Source organism: Pantoea sp. (assembly GCF_032114055.1).
Classification (GTDB): domain Bacteria; phylum Pseudomonadota; class Gammaproteobacteria; order Enterobacterales; family Enterobacteriaceae; genus Pantoea.
This window is the reverse complement of the sequence record NZ_DAMCTB010000009.1, coordinates 15,012-37,104: the sequence shown is the minus strand read 5'-3', so window position 1 is coordinate 37,104 and position 22,093 is coordinate 15,012. Positions and strand designations below refer to the sequence as shown.

Annotated in this window: 23 protein-coding genes; 17 read left to right on the top strand and 6 right to left on the bottom strand. The window is 58.9% G+C overall.

Annotation, left to right across the window (positions count from 1 at the left end; translation table 11 throughout):
• The first annotated feature begins 2 nt into the window (after positions 1-2).
• The 7 genes from RT657_RS14865 to RT657_RS14835 all read left to right on the top strand — a co-directional run bounded on the left by RT657_RS14865 (position 3) and on the right by RT657_RS14835 (position 6,019).
• Positions 3-1,052: an ABC transporter permease gene (locus RT657_RS14865; protein WP_313655383.1), complete on the top strand. Its 1,050-nt coding sequence runs from the start codon at positions 3-5 to the stop codon at positions 1,050-1,052.
• Positions 1,052-1,744 carry a D-allulose 6-phosphate 3-epimerase gene (gene alsE, locus RT657_RS14860; protein WP_313655536.1) on the top strand — a complete coding sequence of 231 codons (693 nt, stop codon included), beginning with the start codon at positions 1,052-1,054 and terminating at the stop codon, positions 1,742-1,744. The genes RT657_RS14865 and alsE overlap by 1 nt, the downstream gene beginning before the upstream one ends.
• Positions 1,741-2,637, top strand: a complete 897-nt coding sequence (gene alsK / locus RT657_RS14855) for an allose kinase (protein WP_313655382.1) — start codon at positions 1,741-1,743, stop codon at positions 2,635-2,637. The genes alsE and alsK overlap by 4 nt, the downstream gene beginning before the upstream one ends.
• Positions 2,634-3,596 carry a ribokinase gene (locus tag RT657_RS14850; protein WP_313655381.1) on the top strand — a complete coding sequence of 321 codons (963 nt, stop codon included), beginning with the start codon at positions 2,634-2,636 and terminating at the stop codon, positions 3,594-3,596. Before alsK ends, RT657_RS14850 begins: the two co-directional genes overlap by 4 nt.
• Before the next feature lie 307 nt (positions 3,597-3,903).
• On the top strand, positions 3,904-4,149 hold the full coding sequence (locus RT657_RS14845; protein WP_313655380.1) for a YmjA family protein: 246 nt from the start codon (positions 3,904-3,906) through the stop codon (positions 4,147-4,149).
• A gap of 233 nt (positions 4,150-4,382) precedes the next feature.
• The gene (locus tag RT657_RS14840; protein ID WP_313655378.1) at positions 4,383-4,871 is read left to right on the top strand and encodes a cold shock domain-containing protein; all 489 of its coding nucleotides are present in this window, start codon (positions 4,383-4,385) and stop codon (positions 4,869-4,871) included.
• A gap of 293 nt (positions 4,872-5,164) precedes the next feature.
• Positions 5,165-6,019 carry a PA4780 family RIO1-like protein kinase gene (locus tag RT657_RS14835; RefSeq protein ID WP_313655376.1) on the top strand — a complete coding sequence of 285 codons (855 nt, stop codon included), beginning with the start codon at positions 5,165-5,167 and terminating at the stop codon, positions 6,017-6,019.
• A gap of 48 nt (positions 6,020-6,067) precedes the next feature.
• Here RT657_RS14835 and mgtU read toward each other — a convergent pair whose 3' ends face one another.
• Positions 6,068-6,154, bottom strand: coding sequence for a magnesium transporter protection protein MgtU (gene mgtU, locus RT657_RS19600; RefSeq protein WP_409521008.1), 87 nt, complete (start codon positions 6,152-6,154; stop codon positions 6,068-6,070).
• A gap of 18 nt (positions 6,155-6,172) precedes the next feature.
• On the bottom strand, positions 6,173-8,875 hold the full coding sequence (gene mgtA / locus RT657_RS14830; protein ID WP_313655375.1) for a magnesium-translocating P-type ATPase: 2,703 nt from the start codon (positions 8,873-8,875) through the stop codon (positions 6,173-6,175).
• 658 nt (positions 8,876-9,533) lie between these two features.
• On the opposite strand from mgtA, the gene RT657_RS14825 reads away from it, so the two are divergent.
• From RT657_RS14825 to speG, 6 genes are all read left to right on the top strand, one after another.
• Positions 9,534-11,102 (top strand): ABC transporter substrate-binding protein, encoded by a 1,569-nt coding sequence (locus RT657_RS14825; protein ID WP_313655374.1) that lies wholly within the window; start codon positions 9,534-9,536, stop codon positions 11,100-11,102.
• The gene (locus tag RT657_RS14820) at positions 11,102-12,154 is read left to right on the top strand and encodes an ABC transporter permease (RefSeq protein ID WP_313655373.1); all 1,053 of its coding nucleotides are present in this window, start codon (positions 11,102-11,104) and stop codon (positions 12,152-12,154) included. Before RT657_RS14825 ends, RT657_RS14820 begins: the two co-directional genes overlap by 1 nt.
• Positions 12,151-13,008 carry an ABC transporter permease gene (locus tag RT657_RS14815; RefSeq protein WP_111139926.1) on the top strand — a complete coding sequence of 286 codons (858 nt, stop codon included), beginning with the start codon at positions 12,151-12,153 and terminating at the stop codon, positions 13,006-13,008. Before RT657_RS14820 ends, RT657_RS14815 begins: the two co-directional genes overlap by 4 nt.
• Positions 12,998-13,828 carry an ABC transporter ATP-binding protein gene (locus tag RT657_RS14810; protein ID WP_313655371.1) on the top strand — a complete coding sequence of 277 codons (831 nt, stop codon included), beginning with the start codon at positions 12,998-13,000 and terminating at the stop codon, positions 13,826-13,828. Before RT657_RS14815 ends, RT657_RS14810 begins: the two co-directional genes overlap by 11 nt.
• Positions 13,821-14,498, top strand: a complete 678-nt coding sequence (locus RT657_RS14805) for an ABC transporter ATP-binding protein (RefSeq protein ID WP_313655369.1) — start codon at positions 13,821-13,823, stop codon at positions 14,496-14,498. The genes RT657_RS14810 and RT657_RS14805 overlap by 8 nt, the downstream gene beginning before the upstream one ends.
• A 195-nt stretch (positions 14,499-14,693) precedes the next feature.
• Positions 14,694-15,239 (top strand): spermidine N1-acetyltransferase, encoded by a 546-nt coding sequence (speG, locus tag RT657_RS14800; protein WP_060680779.1) that lies wholly within the window; start codon positions 14,694-14,696, stop codon positions 15,237-15,239.
• Here speG and RT657_RS14795 read toward each other — a convergent pair whose 3' ends face one another.
• From RT657_RS14795 to RT657_RS14780, 4 genes are all read right to left on the bottom strand, one after another.
• Positions 15,240-15,659, bottom strand: coding sequence for a hypothetical protein (locus RT657_RS14795; RefSeq protein ID WP_313655368.1), 420 nt, complete (start codon positions 15,657-15,659; stop codon positions 15,240-15,242). It abuts the gene before it with no gap.
• A gap of 85 nt (positions 15,660-15,744) precedes the next feature.
• On the bottom strand, positions 15,745-16,680 hold the full coding sequence (mmuM, locus tag RT657_RS14790; RefSeq protein ID WP_313655367.1) for a homocysteine S-methyltransferase: 936 nt from the start codon (positions 16,678-16,680) through the stop codon (positions 15,745-15,747).
• Complete coding sequence (mmuP, locus tag RT657_RS14785) at positions 16,670-18,079, bottom strand: S-methylmethionine permease (protein ID WP_313655366.1); 1,410 nt, start codon at positions 18,077-18,079, stop codon at positions 16,670-16,672. The genes mmuM and mmuP overlap by 11 nt, the downstream gene beginning before the upstream one ends.
• 135 nt (positions 18,080-18,214) lie before the next feature.
• Positions 18,215-18,550, bottom strand: coding sequence for a DUF2002 family protein (locus RT657_RS14780; RefSeq protein WP_003850360.1), 336 nt, complete (start codon positions 18,548-18,550; stop codon positions 18,215-18,217).
• Positions 18,551-18,705: 155 nt separating this feature from the next.
• Here RT657_RS14780 and RT657_RS14775 point away from each other — a divergent pair, with 155 nt between their 5' ends.
• The 4 genes from RT657_RS14775 (at position 18,706) to nrdE (ending at position 22,089) form a co-directional block, all read left to right on the top strand.
• Positions 18,706-19,023, top strand: a complete 318-nt coding sequence (locus RT657_RS14775; protein ID WP_313655365.1) for a DUF883 family protein — start codon at positions 18,706-18,708, stop codon at positions 19,021-19,023.
• Positions 19,024-19,320: 297 nt separating this feature from the next.
• Complete coding sequence (gene nrdH, locus RT657_RS14770; RefSeq protein WP_313655364.1) at positions 19,321-19,563, top strand: glutaredoxin-like protein NrdH; 243 nt, start codon at positions 19,321-19,323, stop codon at positions 19,561-19,563.
• Between the two features lie 4 nt (positions 19,564-19,567).
• On the top strand, positions 19,568-19,981 hold the full coding sequence (nrdI, locus tag RT657_RS14765) for a class Ib ribonucleoside-diphosphate reductase assembly flavoprotein NrdI (RefSeq protein WP_313655363.1): 414 nt from the start codon (positions 19,568-19,570) through the stop codon (positions 19,979-19,981).
• Entirely contained in the window at positions 19,951-22,089 is a 2,139-nt protein-coding gene (gene nrdE, locus RT657_RS14760; protein WP_313655362.1) for a class 1b ribonucleoside-diphosphate reductase subunit alpha, read from the top strand. The genes nrdI and nrdE overlap by 31 nt, the downstream gene beginning before the upstream one ends.
• Positions 22,090-22,093: the final 4 nt, after the last annotated feature.

The window sequence follows — 22,093 nt, the reverse complement described above, 5'->3', positions numbered from 1 at the left end:
TGATGAAATCACTGACTGCACTGCGACCCGACGGGACTAACATCGGCCTGATGCTGTTGATCGCGCTGGCGCTGGCTACCTTCACGGTGATGCTGCCAGGGCGCTTCCTGACTGACTCCACCTTTATGAGTATGGCGTTTCAGCTGCCGGAACTCGGTTTACTGACGCTGGCGATGTTTATCGCCATCCTCAGCGGCGGCCTGAACCTTGCGATTATCGCGACCGCTAACCTCACGGCGCTGTTTATCGCCTGGACGCTGATGAGCGCCCTGCCCGCCGATGCCGGCATGGCGCTGCAACTGCTGTGGCTGTTTATCGCTATCCTGGGCGCCATGCTGATCGCGGCTGCTATTGGCGTGGTGACCGGGCTGATGGTGACGCGGATCGGTGCACACCCGATTCTGGTGACGCTGGCGACGATGATGACGCTGAACGGCATCGGGATCTGGCTGACCCACGGCGCGGCCGTCAGCGGCATGCCGCCGGTGGTGCAGGCGCTGGGTGCCGACACGCTGCTGGGCATGCCGCTGCCGCTCTGGGTGTTCCTGGTTGCCGCGGCGCTGCTGGCGCTGTTCCTCGGTAAAACCCGCGCCGGTAAATGCATCTACATGGGCGGCAGCAACATCAACGCCACCTGGTTCAGCGGGATCAATACCCATCGCATGGTGATGCTGGTCTATGTGATCTCCAGCCTGCTCTGCGTGCTGGCCGGGCTGATCATGATGGCGCGCTTCAACTCCGCCCGTATGGGCTACGGCGACGCCTATCTGCTGCTGACCGTGCTGGCCATTATTCTCGGCGGCACCGATCCCAACGGAGGCTTCGGTCGTGTAACCGGCGTGGTGCTGGCGCTGATTGCGCTGCAGGTGCTCTCCACCGGTTTCAATCTGATGAACATCAGCCAGCACGTCAGCCTGGCGATGTGGGGCGCGGTGCTGATTGTGGTTCTCGCCTTCAAACAATTCAAAACCCGATTCAACGAACACCGTGCCGTAAAGCTCAGCAGGCTGGCCGCGGTGCTTAATCCTCTGACTGAAAAGAAGGAAGTATGATGCGTACTCAAATCTCCCCGTCACTGATGTGTATGAACCTGATGGAGATCAAGCACCAGCTGCAGGTTCTCGACTCGCGCGCTGACTTTCTTCATGTGGATATCATGGATGGTCACTACGTTAAGAACATCACGCTCTCTCCCTTCTTTATTGAGCAGATCCGTCCCTTTACCCGCGTGGCGATCGACGTGCATCTGATGGTGGAAGAGCCCACCGATTTTATCGAGGCCGTCGCCAGAGCGGGCGCGGACTATATCTGTCCGCACGCGGAGACCATTAACCGTGATGCGTTTCGCGTCATTAACCTGATCCGCAGCTTCGGTAAAAAAGTGGGCGTGGTGCTGAATCCGGCGACGCCGGTTTCCTACATCCAGCACTATATCCATCTGCTGGATAAGATCACCGTGATGACGGTCGACCCCGGCTATGCTGGCCAGCCCTTTATTCCGGAGATGGTGGAAAAAGTGCGTGAGCTGAAAGCGCTGAAGGAGCAGCACGGCTATCACTATCTGATTGAGATCGATGGCTCCTGCAATACCCGGACCTATCACCAGCTGCTCGGCGCGGGTGCGGAAGTGCTGATCGTTGGCACCTCTGGCCTGTTCAATATTCATGACGATTTAGCCACCGCGTGGGAGATGATGCGCGACAGCATTGATGAGGCCCAGGGGCTGACGCAGGTGTCCGCATGAAATCACACTGGCTCGGTATCGATATCGGCGGCACCGGTACCCGGCTGCAGCTGATGGAAGAGGGGGGCATCTGGAGCAGCTTTCGCAAGGTGCCCACCGCCAGCTGGGCGCAGCAGCCCGACGCGCTGCAGGCGCTGGCACAGCTGATTGATGAAACGCTGGAGCAGCAGCCGGTCAGCGGCATCATGCTGGGTCTGCCCGGCATCCTCAGCCGGGACAGGAAACAGGTGATCTCGCTGCCCTTTATTCAGGCGCTGGATCATCAGCCGGTGGCGGCGCGTCTGGCAGCGCAGCTCGGCGTGCCGGTGGCGATGGACAAGGATGTGAACCACCTGATGCTGTGGGACCTGCTGCAGCTGGAGACGTTGCCGGATAACGCCGTGGGCCTCTACCCCGGCACCGGAATGGGTAACAGCCTGTGGCTGAATGGCCACTTTTATCACGGCGAGCATGGCGGCGCAGGCGAGCTGGGCCATATCCCGGTCGCGGGAAACGATCTCCCCTGCCCGTGCGGCAATCGCGGCTGTGCGGAAACCCTGACCTCGGGCCACTGGCTGAGTCGCTGGGCCGCTCTGAACGCCGCCGACACGCCTATCGCCGCGCTGTTCACCCGTCACGGGGAGCAGCCGGAGCTTCAGGCGTTTGTGCGACGACTGGCGCAGTTGATCGCCACCGAGATGAATATACTCGACCCGGAATACCTGATCCTCGGCGGCGGCGTGCTGGCGATGGCAGATTTTCCGCTGGCCCTGCTGCGCAGCCAGATCCAGCAGCATCTGCGGCCACCGGTTACACGCGAAAACCTGAAGATTATTTTCAGCCACTCAACCGACCACACGGGCTGTCGCGGTGCCTGTCTCGCCGCCGAACGCCTGTTCAGGAGCGCAGGATGAAAGGAAAAGTGTGTGTTTTCGGCTCTTTTAACCTCGATGTTGTTGCCGTGATGCGTCGCTTTCCGCTGCCGGGTGAGTCGCTGACGGCGCACCACAGCATGATGGGCGCAGGCGGTAAAGGGGCGAATCAGGCTACGGCGGCGCTGCGCGCGGGCGCGCGCGTGCACTACATTGGTAAAGTGGGTAACGATGACTTCGGCCTTTTTGCGCGGCGTCATCTGGAGAAAACCGGCTTTGACGCTATTACGCTGTTTACCTGCAAGGAGAAGCCCACCGGCAACGCGCTGATCTATGTCGCAGGCGATGATGCGGAAAATATGATTTCGGTCTATCCGGGTGCCAATACCACCGTGACTGCCGCAGAGGTGACGCGCTGCCAGCCGACGGTCGCCGCCGCAGACATTTTGCTGGTGCAGCTGGAGAATAATCTCAGCGCCATCCAGCGTATGATCGACAACGCCCGTGCCAGCGGCACCTTTGTGATCCTTAATCCCGCCCCCTGGCAGAAGGTCAGCGATGCGCTGCTGGCGAAGATCGATCTGCTGACGCCCAACAGCACCGAAGCAACCCAGCTCAGCGGCGTGACCGTCACCGATTTCGACAGCGCCCGCCGTGCGGCAGCGGTGCTGCATCGTAAAGGGGCGCGTCAGGTGATCATCACGCTGGGCATTGCGGGCGCCCTGCTCTCCACGCCTGACGAGCAGCAGCGCATTCCGCTCTTTCCGGCGCAGCCGCGCGACACCACAGGCGCAGGTGATGCTTTTAACGGCGCGCTCGCCGCCCGGCTCGCTTCCGGGGACGCGCTGCCGCAGGCGGCGCGCTTTGCCGCGGCCTTTGCCTCACTCTGTGTAGAGCGCGCAGGCGCGGCCGACTCTATGCCCTCCTATGCCGAGGCACTGGCACGCCTGCAGGCGCATCCGGAATGCGTTATCGAGCCGATTGAGACTCTTACCGCCTGAGGCAGGCTGGTAATTGCGCAGCAGGCGTGCGGCTCAGCGGTCCGCACGACCTGTCGGAAGCCAGGCGCTGCCCTGAGGCTGCAAGGTTAAAGATAGCGCCGGCTGCCAGCCATTTTGTAAGCGCAGCCGACTGTCCGGCTTTTTGCGTGTAATCTGGCCCGTGTTGATGCCCCTGCCGCTTCTCAGCTGAACCGCCGCTTTGCCTTTCTCTTTACAGCCCCGCCTCAAACACGGAATAATCCCCCGGTAAGCCGGGCCACAAACGCTGGCGCGGCCTGAACCTGACTTCAACGCTGCGGACCTTCTTATGAATAATGACATTTCTCTTAAATACTATGATGTTGCCGATGAATATGCGACGGAGTCCGCTAAGCCGGTGAGCGAAGCAGAACGCACGCCGCTGGCTTATTACTTTCAGCTGCTGATCACCCGTTTAATGAACAACGAAGAGATCAGCGAAGCGGCGCAGCAGGAAATGGCGCGTGAAGCCGGCATCGACGAGCAGCGTATCGATGATATCGCTGAGTTCCTGAACCGCTGGGGCAATGAGTAACGCCATAGCAGCCTGACGCATCCGGGCAGCCTGAGGCCTGCGTCAGCCGTCCCCTTTCGTGTCAGGCAGCCACGCCTTGTGCGTGGCGCCCGGCCGGCTTTCCCGCCGCCCCTCTCTCTGCCGCCTGCCCACTGGCGCCGCCAGAAATTATCATTCAGACTGATATAGTCTGCGCAGGCTTTGTGCTTTACACTGCGCGCTGTAAAAAACTGAGTAGAGTAAGCAGGCATAAAATGGCGATGAACGGAACAATCACAACCTGGTTTAAAGATAAAGGATTCGGCTTTATCAAAGATGAAAACGGCGACAACCGCTATTTTCATGTGATCAAGGTCGCCAATCCTGATTTGATTAAGAAAGACGCGGCGGTAACGTTTGAGCCGACCACCAACAATAAAGGCCTGTCGGCCTATGCGGTGAAAGTGGCCCCGGAAAGCAAATATATCTATATCGCTGGTGAACGTCTCAAGATCACCTCGATTAAATCCTGGCTGGTCTATAACGAAGAGGTCCCGGCGGATACCGGCATCGACAAAGAGAATGCGGTGCTGTCGGTAGGGCTGCTGCTGAATAATATCCGGCCAAAATCTGACGCTAAAGCAGGTGAGATGCGTTCCCTGAAGAAGCTGGCAGTCACCACCTTCCAGGGCACCACCCTGATCTTTTCCGAAGATGAGATTGACGTTGAGAGCACCGTTAAGCTGCTCAAAACCCTGAAGTAATCTTCAGGCTGGCCGGGATCCCGTCCCCCGTCAGCCAGCCTGTCGTCAGCACACGCCTTTTTGACGCTCCCGCACGCCGACTGCGCTGGCGAAATCGGCTGGCAGCGTCTCGTCCGGTTCGCCGCACTGCACGGCGGGCCAGGCCAGAATCACGCTCAAGAGCGTATCTCAGCAAGGTTCATCCCCATTAAGCGATTTTCCAGGGTAGAATCAGGTACTTTGTTACGTGATTACCTCTGCTTCCCTCATTGCAGAGTGATACAGAAAGCGGGTGGAATAAGGGTTAATGCCGCATGAAAATCCCAAACAGAATTCAGCCTCTGGTCGATGACGGCCTGATTGACGATGTGCTGCAGCGGCTGAAAAGCGGCAAGGAAGCAGACGTTTACACCGTGCTGTGCGGCGACAAGGTACAGTGCGCCAAAGTCTATAAAGAAGCGACCCAGCGCAGCTTTAAGCAGGCGGTGCAGTACCAGGAAGGCCGTAAAACCCGCAACAGCCGTAACGCCCGCGCCATGCAGAAAGGCTCGAAGTTTGGCCGTAAGCAGCAGGAAGAGTCCTGGCAGACCGCCGAAGTTGACGCGCTGTTCCGCCTGGCAAATGCCGGGGTTCGCGTGCCTCAGCCCTATCTCTGCATCGACGGCGTGCTGCTGATGGAGCTGGTCACTGACGGCGATGGCGCGGTTGCGCCGCGCCTCAGCGATGTCACCCTCTCCGAAACACAGGCAATCGCGGATTTTCACACCATGATCCGTAACATCGTCCGTATGCTCTGTGCCGGTATCGTGCATGGCGATCTGTCTGAATTCAACGTGCTGCTGGATGACCAGGGCCCGGTGATTATCGATCTGCCCCAGGCAGTTGATGCCGCGGCCAACAACCATGCCGGATCGATGTTCAGACGTGACGTGAATAACATCACCGCGTATTACGGTCAGTTCGCCCCGCAGCTGTTAAAGACGCGCTACGCCAGAGAGATCTGGCAGCTCTATGAAGATGGCAAGCTGACGCCTGAGACGCCACTGACCGGAGAGTTTGTGGAAGTGGAGCGCGCGGTCGACATGGATTCGCTGCTGGATGAGATCATTACCGCAGAAGATGACTATTATGAGCGCCAGCGCGCCAGCCGCGAGCGTGACAGCGACTGAATAAAAAAGGCAGCGAATCAGTTCGCTGCCTTTTTGCTTACGCGGCGATTAGCGCACGACCACCGTCAGCGCGATCAGGATGAAGCCGATGAGCATCACGCCGACAAAAACAGTGTCGAGCCGGTTTCTTTTCATCTTTGCCTCCCCGTGATCCTAGAACCACTGGCCAAAACGACGGATATAGAACCGTTTCATGCCCTGCGCCACCAGGCAGTAGCTGAACAGCGTCAGCACCAGCCAGGGAAAATATTGCCATGGCAGCGGCACCAGTCCGACCATCGCACCCAGCGGTGAGAACGGGATCAGGATGCCCAGCGCCATCACCGTCAGCGTGGTCAGCATGACCGGGAAGGTCGCGCGACTCTGAATAAACGGAATCTTCCGGGTACGCAACAGATGCACCACCAGCGTCTGCGACAGCAGCCCCTCAATAAACCAGCCGGACTGAAACAGCGACTGCACGCCCGCATGATTCGCACCGAAGATGAACCACATCAGCGCAAAGGTCGTGACGTCAAAGATTGACGACGTCGGGCCCATCCACAACATAAAGCGTTTGATGTTACCGGCATCCCATTTGCGCGGCTTGTTCAGGAACTCGCGGTCCACCCTGTCCCACGGCAGCGCCAGCTGTGAGACGTCATACATCAGATTCTGAATCAGCAGATGAATCGACAGCATCGGCAGAAACGGAATAAAGGCGCTGGCCACCAGCAGCGAGAAAACGTTGCCGAAGTTTGAGCTGGCGGTCATGTTGAGATACTTGATGATGTTGCCAAAGGTCTCGCGTCCTTTAAGTACACCCTCATTCAGCACCTGTAAATCTTTCTCCAGCAGGATGATATCCGAAGAGGCTTTCGCCACATCCGCCGCGCTGTCCACGGAAATGCCGGTGTCAGCGGCCCGTAGCGCAGGCGCGTCGTTGATGCCATCGCCCAGGAAACCCACAGTATGACCGTTCTGCTGCAGCAGACGCACCAGCCGGGATTTCTGCTGCGGCGTCAGTTTTGCAAACAGCGTGCAGCGTTCAGCCTCCTGCGCCAGCACCTCATCGCTCATCGCCTCGATCTGGTCGCCGGTCAGCATCGACGGATCGTTCAGCCCGACATCGGCACAGACCCGCTGGGTGACCAGCGGGTTGTCACCGGTCAGCACTTTAACCGCCACGCCGCTGTCGCGCAGTGCTTTGATCGCCCTGCCTGCGCTGGCTTTTGGCGGATCGCGGAAAGTCAGCATCCCCTGGATAACCAGGTCGCGCTCATCACCGTCGCTGAGCGGCGCATGCAGCGCACCGTCACGGGTGGCGACCAGCAGTACGCGATAGCCCTGCTGATGATAGCGTTCAGTCTGCGCCATCAGCGCGGCACGCTGGCCTGCATCCAGTGCCACCACCGTATCGCCCTGCCGCACGGCGACGCTGACCGCCAGCATCTCTTCCACGGCTCCTTTGCAGATCAGCTGTGAACAATGCTGCGTCAGATCTTCCACCAGCACCGACACCCGGCGGCGGGTGAAATCGAATGGCAGCTCATCAACCAGCTGAAACCGGCTGCGCTGAGCCGGTGAAATCACCTTGTCACCCGCACAGAGTACCGCGCGGTCCATGAGGTTTTTCACGCCGCTCTGACTGCCGCTGTTGAGCCACGCCAGCAGCAGCACCTGCTGATCTTCCCGGCCCTGCACGTCCAGATAATGCGCCAGCAGGATGGTGTCCTGGGTCAGCGTGCCGGTTTTGTCGGTACAGAGGACATCCATTGCGCCCAGGTTCTGGATGGCGTTGAGCTTTTTCACCACCACTTTGCGGCGCGACATCGCAATCGCCCCTTTAGCGAGATTGGCGCTGACGATCATCGGCAGCATCTCCGGCGTCAGGCCGACCGCGACGGCCAGCGCAAACAGCGTCGCATCCATCCAGTCACCTTTGGTAAAGCCGTTGATCAGCAGCACGACCGGAACCATGACCAGCATAAAGCGGATCAGCAGCTTACTGACGCTGTTGACCCCGCGATCAAAGGCGGTCTGCGGACGGCTCCCGACCAGCGATGAGGCGAGTGAGCCAAACCAGGTGTCGCCGCCGGTGGCGACCACCACCGCGCTGGCGGTGCCGCTGGCGACGCTGGTGCCCATCAGGCAGATATTTGCCGATGAGAGCCGCTCCTGAATGGTCGCTCCTTGCTCTTTTACCCCTGCCTCGCTGCCTTGTTTTTCTACCGGCAGCGACTCACCGGTCAGCACGGCTTCACTGATAAACAGATTTCGAGCACTCAGCAGGCGGACATCGGCAGGCACCTGATCGCCGGTGCTCAGCAGAATGACATCGCCCGGTACCAGTTCGCTCATGTCCACATCCAGCCGCTGGGCCGTCTTGCTGCCCGGCTCGCGCCGCAGCACGGTCACCTGGCTGCGGACCAGTGACTGCAAAGCCTGCGCCGCCCGGTTGGTGCGGAACTCCTGCCAGAAGCGCAGCAGCCCGCTTAAGATCACCATGGTGCAGATAATGATCACCCCAGAGAGATCGGTCTCCCCGCCCGTGCGCAGCGGCAGGATATAGTCGGTAAACAGACTCACCAGCGCCAGGACCAGCAAGACGTAGATAAAGGGGTTATTAAACGCCATCAGCAGCTGAACCAGCGCGGGTGGCGCTTTCTCATGCGCCACTTCATTGCGGCCATAGACGGCCAGACGTTTTGCGGCCTCGTCACGGGTCAGCCCCTGGCGATGGCTGCGAAGATCGGCCAGCGTTATCTCAATATGCTGACCGGCATGCTGCGCCACAGCGTACATTTTTTTACTTTTTTTATCGTTACGGTTGCCGGATGCAGTAGCCGCAACCTGTTCCAGTTTCATGTCGCTCATTTCGACATCTCCCTGATTTAAAGCACGTGTTGTCCTGCACGAAAAATAAAGTGCATGGCATAAACCTGGCGGAGCCGGGTTATTTATTCTGGCGACCTTTACCAATCACCCTGTGTTTTCGCCCGCAGCGGAAATAACGTCGCACGCAGGTGAATATGCCGCTGGTTTCACACAGCGTAATAAAGATCTGATAGGGATTTTCGGGCGCAGCCGGGGCTACGCCGATCGAGGCGGAGGAAAAAGAGCCAGAATAAACAGCAGCATAACGCGCACTCCTGTGATTGACAGGATGAAAAATAATGAGCGCGATCGTGAATTAACGTGGGGATCGCTGCTCGCCGGCTGGCAAGCAGCAGAGAAGAATCAGCTTGCCAGAATAAGGATTAAACCAGGGTGACTGTCCAACTGAATTCTCCGGAAATGATTTGCCGCTATTATAAAGAGAGGGAAGTCCGGGTAAAGCCATTCAGGCGCAAATAAACGCTTCGTTGAAGGTTTGTTTCTGCTCCGGTTACCGCTTCGGTAACGGAATGGCGATTTTCTTATAACCACAACCTATCCTTTATAACTTTCAGGAATATGGTTAGCCTATATTCGACTATTCTTCATAACAGCCCTTTCGTAAACTCGCGTAACTTCTTAGAGGCAAGGAAATTTCATGAAAACTATAATTCCATCCCTGCTGGCGCTGACGCTGGCTGCCACTTTCACAGCCCAGGCCGCCACTCCCAAAGATACGCTGGTCATTGCCCAGTCAACTGACGATGCCGACAGCTTCGACCCGGCCAAAGGGTTTGAACTCACCAGCGTACAGGCTTTCACTAACATCTATCAGCGCCTGGTCCAGTCTGACCCGCAGAATCCGGTGGATCTGAAGCCGACGCTGGCGACCTCCTGGCAGCCAGGCAGCGACAATCGCAGCCTGACCTTTGAGCTGCGCAAAGATGCTAAGTTCTCCACCGGCAACCCGCTGCGTCCGGAAGATGTGATCTTCTCGCTGGGTCGCGTAGTGAAGCTGAACCTCGACCCCTCTTTCATCCTGACGCAGCTCGGCTGGACCAAAGATAACGTCGACGGCTTCCTGAAGAAAGTCGACGACAATCATGTGCAGATCAGCTGGACCGCAGACGTCAGCCCGACCTACGTGCTGAGCCTGCTTTCCGCGCCGGTCTCCTCGATCGTCGATGAAAAAACCGTGACGGCTAACCAGAAGAACGGTGACCTGGGTAACGCCTGGCTGGCGACGCACTCTGCGGGCAGCGGCCCGTATCAGATCCGTAAGGTCGTCCTGCATCAGGCCGTGCTGCTCAGCGCCAACCCTTCTTCGCCGGCGGGCGCACCGAAGATGAAGAACATTCTGATTAAGAACGTCCCGGAGCCTGCGGCGCGTCGTCTGCTGCTGGAGCAGGGGGATGCCGATATCGCCCGTAACCTGGGCGCCGACCAGATCGCGGCGCTGAACGGCAAGCCGGGCGTGAAGACCGAAGCGATTCCGATGGCGTCGCTCTACTACATCCAGTTCAACATCGGCGGAAACGACACGCTGAAGAACCCGGCCTTCTGGGAAGCGGCGCGCTACCTGTGGGATTACAAGGGCATCGCTAACGAGCTGCTGAAAGGCCAGTTCGACGTCCATCAGAGCTTCCTGCCGAAAGGTTTCCTGGGCGCGATCAACGACACGCCTTACAGCTACGACCCGGAAAAAGCCAAAGCGATCCTGAAGAAAGCGGGCCTGAACAACGTCACCTTTAAACTCTCCACCAGCAACCAGCCGCCTTATCTGGATATTGCGCAGGCGCTGCAGGGCAGCTTCGCCAAAGGCGGCGTCAAGGTGGAAGTGGTGCCGGGCCTGAGTTCTGAAGTATCGACCAACGTGAAAGCGCATAAATATGAAGCGACGCTGAACGCCTGGGGCTCCGACTATTTCGATCCGAACACCAACGCCGCCTCCTTTGCTTACAACCCGGAAGACGGCAGCAAAACCATCGCTTACCGTTCAGACTGGCATATTCCGGAGCTGAACAAGCAGGTGGTTGCCGCCACGGCCGAAAGCGATCCGAAGAAGCGTGTCGCCCTGTATGAAGCGATGCAGCGTGAGGTGATGAAGAACTCCCCTTATGTGATTGGGATGCAGGCGAAGAACCTGATCGCACTGCGGGACAACCTGAAAGGCTATGTTCAGGGCATCAACCCGGACATGGTGTATTACTCGCAGGTCACTAAGTAATGGCACAGTCTGTTCCTCAAGCCGGGTTCGCCCGGCTTTTTTGGCAGCGTGGCGGGCGTCTGATCGGGAGCGTATTGTCGCTGCTGGTCACGCTGCTCGGCCTGCTCGCCTTTACCTTTATGCTGTCGCATCTCTCGCCGATCGATCCGGTACAGCAGATTGCCGGCGATCACGCCAGCGAAGCGACCTACGCGCAGGTGCGTCACGACCTTGGTCTTGACCAGCCGGTGCTGATGCAGTTCTGGCGCTATATCGAACATTTAGCGCATGGCGATCTGGGCGTCTCCCGCCTCACCAACCAGTCGGTGAGCGGCGACCTGATGACCACCTTCCCCGCCACCATTGAGCTGGCGACCTGCGCGATGATCTTCGCTGTGCTCTTTGGCGTCACGCTGGCGCTGCTGGCCGCCTGGAAACCGGGCAGCTGGATCGATAACCTCGCCCGTTTTATCTCGCTGCTGGGTTATTCGGTGCCGGTGTTCTGGCTCGGTCTGCTGGGCCTGCTGCTCTTTTATGCCGTGCTGCACTGGTCCGCCGGACCGGGTCGGCTGGATGATATCTGGGTCTATACCCTGGAGCCTAAGACCGGTTTTGTGCTGATCGACAGCTGGCTGTCAGGCGAACCGGAGATGTTCCGCAATGCCATCGCTCATCTCTGGCTGCCGGTGGTGATCCTGGGTTTGCTGGCGATGGCGGGCATTACCCGCCTGCTGCGTGCGGCGCTGCTGGAAGAGAGCAGCAAAGAGTACGTGGTGCTGGCGCGCGCCAAAGGCGCAGGTCGGGTGCGCATTCTGTTGCGCCACATCTTCCCCAACGTGCTGGGCACGCTGGTGACGGTGATCGCCCTCTCCTACGCGACCCTGCTGGAAGGCTCCGTGCTGACCGAAACCGTCTTCGCCTGGCCTGGCGTAGGCCGCTACATGACCAATGCGCTGTTCTCCGGCGATGTGCCGGCGATTCTGGGCTCTACTCTGTTAATCGGCACCTGCTTTATCCTGATTAACACCCTGGCGGATGTCTTAACCTGGTTAACCGATCCGAGAACCCGATGACGCAACAACTCTCTGAACTCGAAACGGTGCGACCACGTCGCCGCCGTCAACGTGTGACCTCGTTAACCGTTGGGCTGACGCTGGTCGCTATTCTTATCCTGATGGCGCTGCTGGCGCCGCTGATTGCGCCCTTCGATCCGAATGTGCAGACCATGTCGAGCCGCCTGCTGGCGCCGTCGGCGCAGCACTGGTTTGGCACCGACGGCTTTGGCCGCGATCTGCTGTCGCGCGTGATTTATGGCACGCGGCCGACGCTGCTGCTGGTGTCGCTGATTCTGCTACTGACCATTCCGGCTGGCCTGCTGATCGGCATCACCGCCGGTTATGTCGGCGGCTGGACGGAACGCCTGCTGATGCGCATTACGGATATCTTTCTGTCGCTGCCGAATCTGGTCATCGCGCTGGCGCTGGTGGCGATCCTGGGCCCGGGCCTGATGAACGGCGCGCTGGCACTGGCGCTGACCAGCTGGCCGCCCTTTGCCCGCCAGGCGCGTGCTGAGACGCTGGCGCTGCGCCGCAGCGACTACCTGGCTGCTGCACGGATGCAGGGCATCACCGGCTTCCGCCTGATGTTCGGTCATATTCTGCCGCTCTGCCTGCCGACGGCCGTGGTCCGGGCGGCGCTCAGCCTGGGCGGGATTATCCTGGCGGCGGCCGGACTCGGCTTTCTGGGAATGGGCGTGCAGCCCCCGACCGCAGAGTGGGGCTCGATGGTGGCCGAAGGCAGTAAAGTGATCTTCGACCAGTGGTGGGTTGCCGCCGCACCAGGCGCAGCGATTCTGTTTGCCAGCCTGGCCTTTAACCTGACAGGCGATGGCCTGCGCGACCGACTGGATACCCGTCATGCAAAATAATCTTCTCCATGCTGAGGGGCTGACCATCCGCAGTGATGATACGCTGCTGGTCGATCACATCAGTTTTTCCATAGGTCGCGAGCGCGTTGCGCTGGTCGGCGAATCCGGTTCCGGCAAGTCACTCACCGCCCGCAGTCTGATGGGGCTGCTGTCGCCCGCGCTGCATCTGCAGGCCAGCCAGCTTCAGGTTGCCGGTGAGAATGCGCTGACGCTGAGTGAGCGTCGCTGGAGCCAGCTGCGCGGTAATCGCGTGGCAATGGTGATGCAGGACCCGAAGTATGCGCTTAACCCGACGCGCACCATTGGCTGGCAGGTGGAAGAGCCGCTGATCCTGCATCGTCGTCTGAGCCGCGCCGAACGTAAAGAGAAAGTGTGTGACATGCTGGATGCCGTTGGCCTGCCCGATCCGCGTCGCCTGATGCAGCAGTATCCGCATCAGCTTTCAGGCGGAATGGGTCAGCGCGTCATGCTGGCCATTGCCCTGATCACCGATCCGGACTTTCTGATTGCCGATGAACCGACCTCTGCACTGGACCATGCGATGCGCGATCAGGTGCTGGCGCTGATCCGTGGCCTGGTGGAAGCACGTAATATGGGACTGCTGCTAATCAGCCACGACCTGCAGCAGGTTTCGGAACATTGCGAACGTGTGATGGTGATGTACAAGGGACGCCTGCTGGATACGCTGCCCGCCGCCGATCTGCCGCGCGCGACCCACCCTTACACCCGGACACTCTGGGCCTGCCGGCCGGGCAAAGCGACGCACGGTCAGCCGCTGCCGGTGCTGGATCGTGCGGCGCTGGAGGCAAAATATGATTAAGCTGACCGATCTGAGTGTCGCCCATAAACAGGGCTACGATCTGCGCACTGTCGTGCATGAGGTTAACCTGGAGGTGAATGCGGGCGAGTGCTTTGGCCTGGTCGGGCCATCGGGCTGCGGCAAGTCTTCGCTGCTGTGGGTGCTGGCCGGTCTGAACCCGCACTGGCAGGGTCAGATGCAGCTGGCCGGTCATCAGGCTCTCCCCGGCAAAGCTTTTACCGGCGCGCTGCGTCAGGAAGTGCAGATGGTGTTTCAGGACCCCTATGCCTCGCTGCATCCGCGTCACCGGCTGCGCCGCACGCTGGCAGAGCCGCTGAAGCTGCTGAAACGCGACAACATCAACGATCGCATCGACCAGGGTTTCCGCCACGTCGGCCTCGATCCCGCCCTGGCCGACCGCTATCCGCATCAGCTCTCCGGCGGCCAGCGTCAGCGTGTCGCCATCGTGCGCGCCCTGCTGCTGCAACCGAAGATCCTGCTGCTCGACGAGCCGACGTCGGCGCTGGATATGTCGGTGCAGGCGGAAATCTTAAACCTGCTCAACGATCTGAAACGCCAGGATGGCCTGACGATGGTGCTGGTCAGCCACGATCCTGATGTGATCGACCACATGTGCGATCGCGCCGTGCGGATGGCGCAGGGTCGCATCATCGAACAGATCTCTGCCTGAACCCCGACCGGGCGGCCCACGCAGGTCGTCCGGTCTGGCCCCGCGCTGTCCCGTTTTTGCCCTGCCCTCCCTGCATTTTCCGGACGAACGTTCCCGCTTTCCCGATACCGGAAGGAGTCCGCCTGTGCGCGGTCAAAACACAGCGCGGCCTGATGGGATATACTCGCGGCAATTTTTTCAGAAGAGGAGACGATCATGACGGTAAAACTGCGTCCACTGGAGCGGGAAGATCTGCACTTTGTCCACCAGCTCGATAATAACGCCAGCGTGATGCGTTACTGGTTCGAGGAGCCCTATGAAGCCTTCGTGGAGCTTTCCGACCTCTACAACAAGCATATTCACGATCAGACCGAACGCCGCTTTGTGGTGGAGCATAACGGGCAGAAGGCGGGATTAGTTGAGCTGGTCGAGATTAACCATGTGCATCGTCGCGCCGAATTTCAGATCATTATCGACCCGGCGCATCAGGGCAAAGGGCTGGCTACGCAGGCGGCGAAGCTGGCGATGGATTACGGCTTCTCGGTGCTCAACCTCTACAAGCTCTATCTGATTGTCGATCAGGAAAACGAGAAAGCGATTCACATCTATACCAAGCTCGGCTTCGAAATTGAAGGCGTGCTGAAGCATGAGTTCTTTATTAACGGGGAGTACCGCAACACCATCCGCATGTGCATTTTCCAGCATCAGTATCTGGAACGCCACAAAACGCCAGGCGGAATGGTGAAGCCTACTGCGCAGTAATCAGCCGCGCGCGCCGACCGGATTCATATAGGGACGCGGGTGATCCGGCTTGAGGTCATACATGCCGCCGTAGAAAGGATCAACCAGCAGCCAGCCGGGAAAGCCGCCCAGCGGAATATTACCCAGCAAATACCAGAGATTGGCGCGGGCTTTGATCGGCACCGTTACCGGCACATAGCCCGGGCTTTCCAGCATCAGCAGATAGTGTTTTTTGCCGAAGTAGTGGCCGGTCGATTTCGCCAGCTCTACGGTCTGCGGCGTGAAACCCTGCGCGACCGCATAGCCACGCTCATCCTGCACCGTAAAGCGCGCGCCCTGCGGCAGAGAGTCGATGCGCACCAGCTGGGTTTCATTGCCGACGATGGTGGCACAGCCGCTGAGCAGCAGCGCGGCGGCCAGAGCCAGAATTCGCTGTTTCATGAAGGGGTCCACAGAGTGATCAATGATCAAAGTGTAGACCGCCCTCTTCAGCTCAATCGGGCTATCATCGCCCGATTCAGCCAGCTTATTGCGGTTGACAAGCGCGGGCGATAGACGCGATGTCGTTAGGTGAGGTGCGGCAGCAGCCGCCGATCAGCCTGGCGCCCGCCTGCTGCCACTCATCCAGCTTGTCATGCAGCGTGCAGCCCGACGGCGCGGAGTGCCAGGTTTTGCTGCCCGCATCATACTGTTCGCCGGAGTTGGGATAGACCACCAGCGGCTTGTCAGTGAGTTTTTGCAGCTGCTGCAGCGCGGGCGTTACGCTCTCCAGCGCCACGCAGTTGATGCCCAGCGCCACTACCTGCGGCTGCTGATTCAGCCAGCTCACCACCTCGGTCAGCGGGGTGCCGTCGCTGATGTGTCCGGCATCGCGCAGCGTAAACGAGAACCAGGCCCGGCCCTGCGGAAATTCCGACAGCAGCTTCACCAGCGCCTGCGCTTCAGCAAAGGATGGCAGGGTTTCGCAGGCCAGCAGATCGGCACCGGCCGCCAGCAGCGCCTGGACGCGCGGACGGTGAAACGCCATCATCTCCGCTTCCGGCAGCGCATAGTCGCCGCGATATTCCGATCCATCCGCCAGGAATGCGCCATAGGGGCCGACCGAGCCCGCCACCAGCAGCGTTTTCGCGTCGGGCCGCACCGCCAGATAGTCCTGACGGGCGCGACGGGCCAGCTCTACGCTCTGCGCAATCAGCGCCAGTGACTGCGCCTCATCCAGACCGCGTGCGGCAAATCCCTGCGGTGTTGCCTGATAGCTGGCGGTGATGGCACAGCGCGCACCGGCAACAAAATAGTCGTAATGGACCTGATAGATCAGTTCAGGATTTTCCATCAGTACTTTGGCTGACCAGAGCGCATCGGCCAGATGGCAGCCGCGGGCTTCCAGTTCGGTGGCCAGGGCACCATCCAGAATCAGCAGCGGTGACTCCGTTAAAGCCTGCGCGACAGGGTTATGCGACATCGTTAGCCTCCTCAGGCCGGGTGGATGCTTTGTGGGTCAGATGGTAAGCGGCATAGCAGAACAGAACAAACGGGATGCCGCACCATAGCGCGATGCGCTGGGTCGGGTCGAACGCCAGTCCCACACAGGCCAGCAGGCAGAGCAGAAAGCCCAGCACCGGCACCAGCGGATAGAACGGCGCACGATACGTCAGCTCGGCCAGCGATTTGCCCTGCTGAAGATGACGGCGACGGAAGACATAATGGGAGGCGCAGATGCTGAGCCAGACGGCGACGACGGCAAAGCCTGAGATGGCCGACAGCGCAACAAACACGGTATCCGGTGCCACCACGCTGGAGATCAGCGCCAGCAGGCCGCCTGCCATGCTGACCGTGATCGCCAGCAGCGGCACGCCGCGTTTGTTTACCTGGGCAAAGGCGCGCGGCAGTGTATTTTCATTGGCCAGCGACCAGAGCATCCGCCCGGAGGCGTACAGGCCGGAGTTAGCCGCCGAAAGAATCGCGGTCAGGATGACAAAGTTAATGATATCGGCGGCATAGGGGATGCCGATCTTTTCAAACACCAGCACAAACGGGCTTTTTACGATGCCGGCCTGGTCCATCGGGATCAGCGCCGCCAGCACAAAGACGGTGCCAATGAAAAAGATAATCAGCCGGACCACGGTTGTACGAATCGCCAGCGGCAGCACTTTCTCCGGCTGCTGCGTTTCACCGGCCGCGATGCCAATCAGCTCGGTGCCGGAAAAGGCGAAGTTCACGGCCACCATGGTCATCAGAATCGGCAGGACGCCGTGGGGCAGCCAGCCGTGCGCGGTAAGGTTGCTCAGGCCCGGCGCAGGGGTGCCATCTTTCATCGGGATAAAGCCGAACATCGCCGCGCCGCCGAGCAGGATGAATGCGACGATGGTCACTACCTTAATCAGCGAGAACCAGAACTCCCCTTCGGCGAAAAAGCGGGTTGAGATCACGTTCAGCAGGTAGATGGTGCAGCAGAAAACCAGGCACCAGGTCCAGACCGGGATCTGTGGGAACCAGTACTGCATACAGAAACCGGCCGCCGTCAGGCTGGATCCGAGCGCCACAGTCCACGTCAGCCAGTAGAGCCAGGCCACGGTGTAGCCGGTGGCCGGGCTGAGATAGCGTGCGGCGTAGACGTGGAAGGCACCGGTTTCCGGCATCGCCACCGAGAGTTCACCCAGGCAGACCATCACCAGCCAGACCACCAGCGCACCAATCAGATAGGCGAGCAGCGTGCCCGCCGCGCCAGTGGTTGAGATGATATAACCGGTGTTAAAAAACAGGCCGGTGCCGATAACACCACCCAACGATAACATCACCAGATGGCGCACTTTCATGGTGCGTTTAAATTTTTCCTGCGAGGGAGTTGGCTGTTCGCTCATCACTTTTATCCGTATGGACGTCTAAACATCTATAGTGGACAATTTTATACGCGTCACAGCCGGGAATTGCAACGGCAGGCAAACAGAGAGGCGGTACAGAAGGTTCAGTGCCCCGTCGCGGCGGGGCCTGATGCATTAACCAAAAACGCTCTGAATGTAGCGTTCCAGCGCCATGCGGGAACTGAATCCGTGCGGGATGCCATAATGTTCCTGTGAATCACCTGCCAGGTAGAGAGGGAACTGGGTGTAGTGATCGCAGGTCTTCATTTCTGAAGCAGGTTCAGCGAATGGCTGACTTTTCTCTTTCAGTGTCGGGTGAATCACTAAGGCCATGCGGCCCATGCGCGCTTCACGATTGACATAGACATAGTTTTCTCCACGGCGATAGCCATAGGCCCGTGGGGTAATTTCGTCGACTTCGAAACCCGCTTTTTCCAGTACGCGCGCTACCTCATCTGGTCGTAAATACATGCTCGATCCTCTCCTCTTTCAAAAGCTTCGCAACCTTACATCAGCATGACAGAGTGGGCATTCGGAATTTTCCCTAAAGAACCCTCTCCCGCGTCTCGTTTATCTCAGGGTCGTCTACACTAGTATTACGTTTTTAATGCAAAGGGAGCTAAAAAATGTTCAATCGCACTGTAAAAAACGATGACATTGATATCAATCAGGACGTAAATGAGCTGGCTGATTCACTGGAAGCCCTGCTGAAATCTTACGGCAGTGATGCAAAAGATGAAGTGGATTCCGCCCGCAGTCAGGCAGAGGCATTGCTGAAGCAGACCCGCTCCAGACTCAATGGTGGCAGCAACCGGGTGTCACAGGCCGCGCGCGACGCTGGCGCTCAGGTTGACACCTATGTGCATGACAAGCCCTGGCACGGTGTGGGTATCGGCGCAACCGTCGGTATCGTTATCGGTATCCTGCTGGCCTCACGCCGCTAAGCGCAAAAAATCCTCTAAGCCCTGCACACTGTGCGGGGCTTTTTTTTGCTTTTTTTCAGCCATTGCGCTGCAGAAATAAATTTTTCGTCGCCTGATCCGCATGCCCGCTGGCTTTATAGCGTTTGCGCAAATACAAATCGAAAAACCCTATATATGGTAGGCTTGACCACCATTGCCACTACATCTAGTATTTACTTCATCAGCACACCCGTTATCTTCTGTCGGCATGAAGCTCACTATCTGCACCTGAACTTCCTGACCCGGTAATGAAACCGCCCATAAAGGTAAATACGAATCATGCGTATTATTATTTACACCAAAGATCATTGTGTCCAGTGCACGGCGACGAAAAACGCTCTGGATCGTCAGGGCCTGACCTACCAGCTCATTAATCTCGACAGTCAGCCAGAGGCGGCCGACACCCTGAAATCCCTGGGATACCGTCAGGTCCCGGTGGTCATGGCCGGTAACGACCACTGGAGCGGCTTCCGCCCGGACAAAATCGCCACCCTGCGTCCGCTTTCTGCCGTCGGGGGATAAGCGCATGTTCCCGCTGGTCTACTTTTCCAGCCAGTCGGAAAACACCCACCGGTTTATCACCCGCCTGGGCCTGCCTGCCCGCCGCATCCCGGTTGATGCCGGGCAGCGGCTGCATATCGACCAGCCTTATATCCTGGTGGTGCCCAGTTACGGCGGCGGTTCCCGGCGCGGCGCGGTTCCCGGCCAGGTGATTCAGTTTCTGAATGATGAAGCGAACCGACGCGGCATCCGTGGCGTGATTGCGGCGGGCAACCGGAACTTCGGTGCCGGTTATGGCCTGGCCGGCAGCATCATTGCAACCAAATGTCAGGTGCCCTGCTTCTATCGCTTTGAGCTGATGGGCACCCCTGAAGACATTGCGAAAGTAAAAGCGGGAGTAACCCAATTTTGGCAACAACAGAGATTTTCAACGACGTGACGCCCGACTATCACGCCCTTAACGCCATGCTCAACCTCTATGACGAGGAAGGCCGCATCCAGTTTGATCGGGATCGCGACGCGGTGCGTCAGTTTTATCTGCAGCACGTGCAGCCCAATACCGTGCCGTTCGCCAGCTGCGCTGAACGGTTACGCTATCTGGTGCAGGAGAACTACTACGAAGCGGCAGTGCTGAATCAGTACGATTTTGCCTTCCTGCTTGAGCTGCATGAGGTGGCGGAGAGATGGGGATTTGAGTTCAAAACATTTCTCGGTGCCTGGAAGTTTTACACCAGCTATACCCTGAAGACCTTTGACGGCAAACGCTACCTGGAAACCTTTGAGCAGCGCGCCTGCATGGTGGCGCTGACGCTGGCCCGGGGCGATGAATCGCTGGCACGTGCCATCCTGTTCGAGATCCTCAGCGGCCGTTTCCAGCCCGCCACGCCAACCTTCCTCAACTGCGGTAAACAGCAGCGTGGTGAGCTGGTTTCCTGCTTCCTGCTGCGCATCGAAGACAATATGGAGTCGATTGGCCGCGCCGTAAATTCGGCACTTCAGCTCTCAAAACGGGGCGGTGGCGTCGCCTTTTTGCTGTCGAACCTGCGCGAGTCCGGTGCGCCGATCAAGCGTATCGAAAATCAGTCGTCGGGCGTGATTCCGGTGATGAAAATGCTGGAGGATGCGTTTTCCTATGCTAACCAGCTGGGTGCCCGTCAGGGGGCTGGCGCGGTCTGGCTCAATGTGCATCATCCCGATATCCTCCGCTTCCTGGATACCAAACGCGAAAACGCCGACGAGAAGATCCGCATCAAGACGCTGTCGCTGGGTGTGGTGATCCCCGACATCACTTTCCAGCTGGCGAAAGAGAACAAACCGATGGCGCTCTTCTCGCCCTATGATGTGGAGCGGGTCACCGGCAAGGCCTTTGGCGATATCAGCATCAGCGAACAGTATGAGGCGATGCTGGCCGACGATCGCATCCGCAAAACGTGGATCCAGCCACGCGACCTCTTCCAGACGCTGGCCGAAATTCAGTTTGAGTCGGGCTACCCCTATATCATGTTCGAGGACAGCGTGAACCGCAGTAACCCGATTGCCGGTCGTATCAATATGAGCAACCTCTGCTCAGAGATCCTGCAGGTGAACAGCGCCAGCGAGTACCATGAGGATCTCAGCTATCGCCGGGTCGGCAAAGATATTTCCTGTAATCTCGGCTCTCTGAACATTGCACACGCCATGGATTCCGGCGATCTGGCCCATACCGTGGATGTGGCGGTACGGGCGCTGACGGCGGTGTCGATGATGAGCGAGATCGGTTCGGTGCCCTCGGTCGCCGAAGGTAATCGCCGCTCGCACGCCATCGGCCTGGGGCAGATGAACCTGCACGGCTATCTGGCGCGTGAGGGGATCGCCTACGGTTCGCCGGAAGCACTGGATTTCACCAACCTCTACTTCTGCTGCATAGCCTTCCATGCGCTTTCTGCGTCGAACCAGCTGGCGCAGGAGCATCAGCAGACCTTCGACGGTTTTACGGACTCGGACTACGCCAGCGGCGTCTGGTTCGATAAATATCTGCAGCGCGAATGGCTGCCACGCACCACGCGCGTAGCGAAGCTGTTTGCCGACGCGGGCGTAACGCTGCCCACCCAGGCGGACTGGCAGAGGCTGCGCGAGGCGGTGATGCAGCACGGGCTGTTTAATCAGAATCTGCAGGCGATCCCGCCCACCGGCTCGATCTCCTACATCAATCACGCCACCTCCAGCATCCATCCGATTGTCTCCCCGATCGAGATCCGTAAAGAGGGCAAGACCGGTCGCGTCTACTATCCTGCGCCCTTTATGACCAATGACAATCTCCATCTCTATCAGGATGCCTATCAGATTGGGCCGGAGGCGATTATTGATACTTACGCAGAAGCAACGCAGCACGTCGATCAGGGGCTGTCGCTGACGCTGTTTTTCCGCGATGACGTCACGACACGCGACATCAACAAAGCGCAGATCTACGCATGGAAAAAAGGGATCAAAACGCTCTATTACATTCGCCTGCGTCAGATGGCGCTTCAGGGTACGGAGGTTCAGGGCTGCGTCTCCTGCTCCCTGTGAGAAA

Excerpts from the sequence above, each read along its gene's own strand:
- RT657_RS14865 (WP_313655383.1), top strand. The coding sequence starts at position 3 with ATGAAATCACTGACTGCACTGCGACCCGACGGGACTAACATCGGCCTG.
- alsE (WP_313655536.1), top strand. The coding sequence starts at position 1,052 with ATGCGTACTCAAATCTCCCCGTCACTGATGTGTATGAACCTGATGGAG.
- alsK (WP_313655382.1), top strand. The coding sequence starts at position 1,741 with ATGAAATCACACTGGCTCGGTATCGATATCGGCGGCACCGGTACCCGG.
- RT657_RS14850 (WP_313655381.1), top strand. The coding sequence starts at position 2,634 with ATGAAAGGAAAAGTGTGTGTTTTCGGCTCTTTTAACCTCGATGTTGTT.
- RT657_RS14845 (WP_313655380.1), top strand. The coding sequence starts at position 3,904 with ATGAATAATGACATTTCTCTTAAATACTATGATGTTGCCGATGAATAT.
- RT657_RS14840 (WP_313655378.1), top strand. The coding sequence starts at position 4,383 with ATGGCGATGAACGGAACAATCACAACCTGGTTTAAAGATAAAGGATTC.
- RT657_RS14835 (WP_313655376.1), top strand. The coding sequence starts at position 5,165 with ATGAAAATCCCAAACAGAATTCAGCCTCTGGTCGATGACGGCCTGATT.
- mgtU (WP_409521008.1), bottom strand. The coding sequence starts at position 6,154 with ATGAAAAGAAACCGGCTCGACACTGTTTTTGTCGGCGTGATGCTCATC.
- mgtA (WP_313655375.1), bottom strand. The coding sequence starts at position 8,875 with ATGAGCGACATGAAACTGGAACAGGTTGCGGCTACTGCATCCGGCAAC.
- RT657_RS14825 (WP_313655374.1), top strand. The coding sequence starts at position 9,534 with ATGAAAACTATAATTCCATCCCTGCTGGCGCTGACGCTGGCTGCCACT.
- RT657_RS14820 (WP_313655373.1), top strand. The coding sequence starts at position 11,102 with ATGGCACAGTCTGTTCCTCAAGCCGGGTTCGCCCGGCTTTTTTGGCAG.
- RT657_RS14815 (WP_111139926.1), top strand. The coding sequence starts at position 12,151 with ATGACGCAACAACTCTCTGAACTCGAAACGGTGCGACCACGTCGCCGC.
- RT657_RS14810 (WP_313655371.1), top strand. The coding sequence starts at position 12,998 with ATGCAAAATAATCTTCTCCATGCTGAGGGGCTGACCATCCGCAGTGAT.
- RT657_RS14805 (WP_313655369.1), top strand. The coding sequence starts at position 13,821 with ATGATTAAGCTGACCGATCTGAGTGTCGCCCATAAACAGGGCTACGAT.
- speG (WP_060680779.1), top strand. The coding sequence starts at position 14,694 with ATGACGGTAAAACTGCGTCCACTGGAGCGGGAAGATCTGCACTTTGTC.
- RT657_RS14795 (WP_313655368.1), bottom strand. The coding sequence starts at position 15,659 with ATGAAACAGCGAATTCTGGCTCTGGCCGCCGCGCTGCTGCTCAGCGGC.
- mmuM (WP_313655367.1), bottom strand. The coding sequence starts at position 16,680 with ATGTCGCATAACCCTGTCGCGCAGGCTTTAACGGAGTCACCGCTGCTG.
- mmuP (WP_313655366.1), bottom strand. The coding sequence starts at position 18,079 with ATGAGCGAACAGCCAACTCCCTCGCAGGAAAAATTTAAACGCACCATG.
- RT657_RS14780 (WP_003850360.1), bottom strand. The coding sequence starts at position 18,550 with ATGTATTTACGACCAGATGAGGTAGCGCGCGTACTGGAAAAAGCGGGT.
- RT657_RS14775 (WP_313655365.1), top strand. The coding sequence starts at position 18,706 with ATGTTCAATCGCACTGTAAAAAACGATGACATTGATATCAATCAGGAC.
- nrdH (WP_313655364.1), top strand. The coding sequence starts at position 19,321 with ATGCGTATTATTATTTACACCAAAGATCATTGTGTCCAGTGCACGGCG.
- nrdI (WP_313655363.1), top strand. The coding sequence starts at position 19,568 with ATGTTCCCGCTGGTCTACTTTTCCAGCCAGTCGGAAAACACCCACCGG.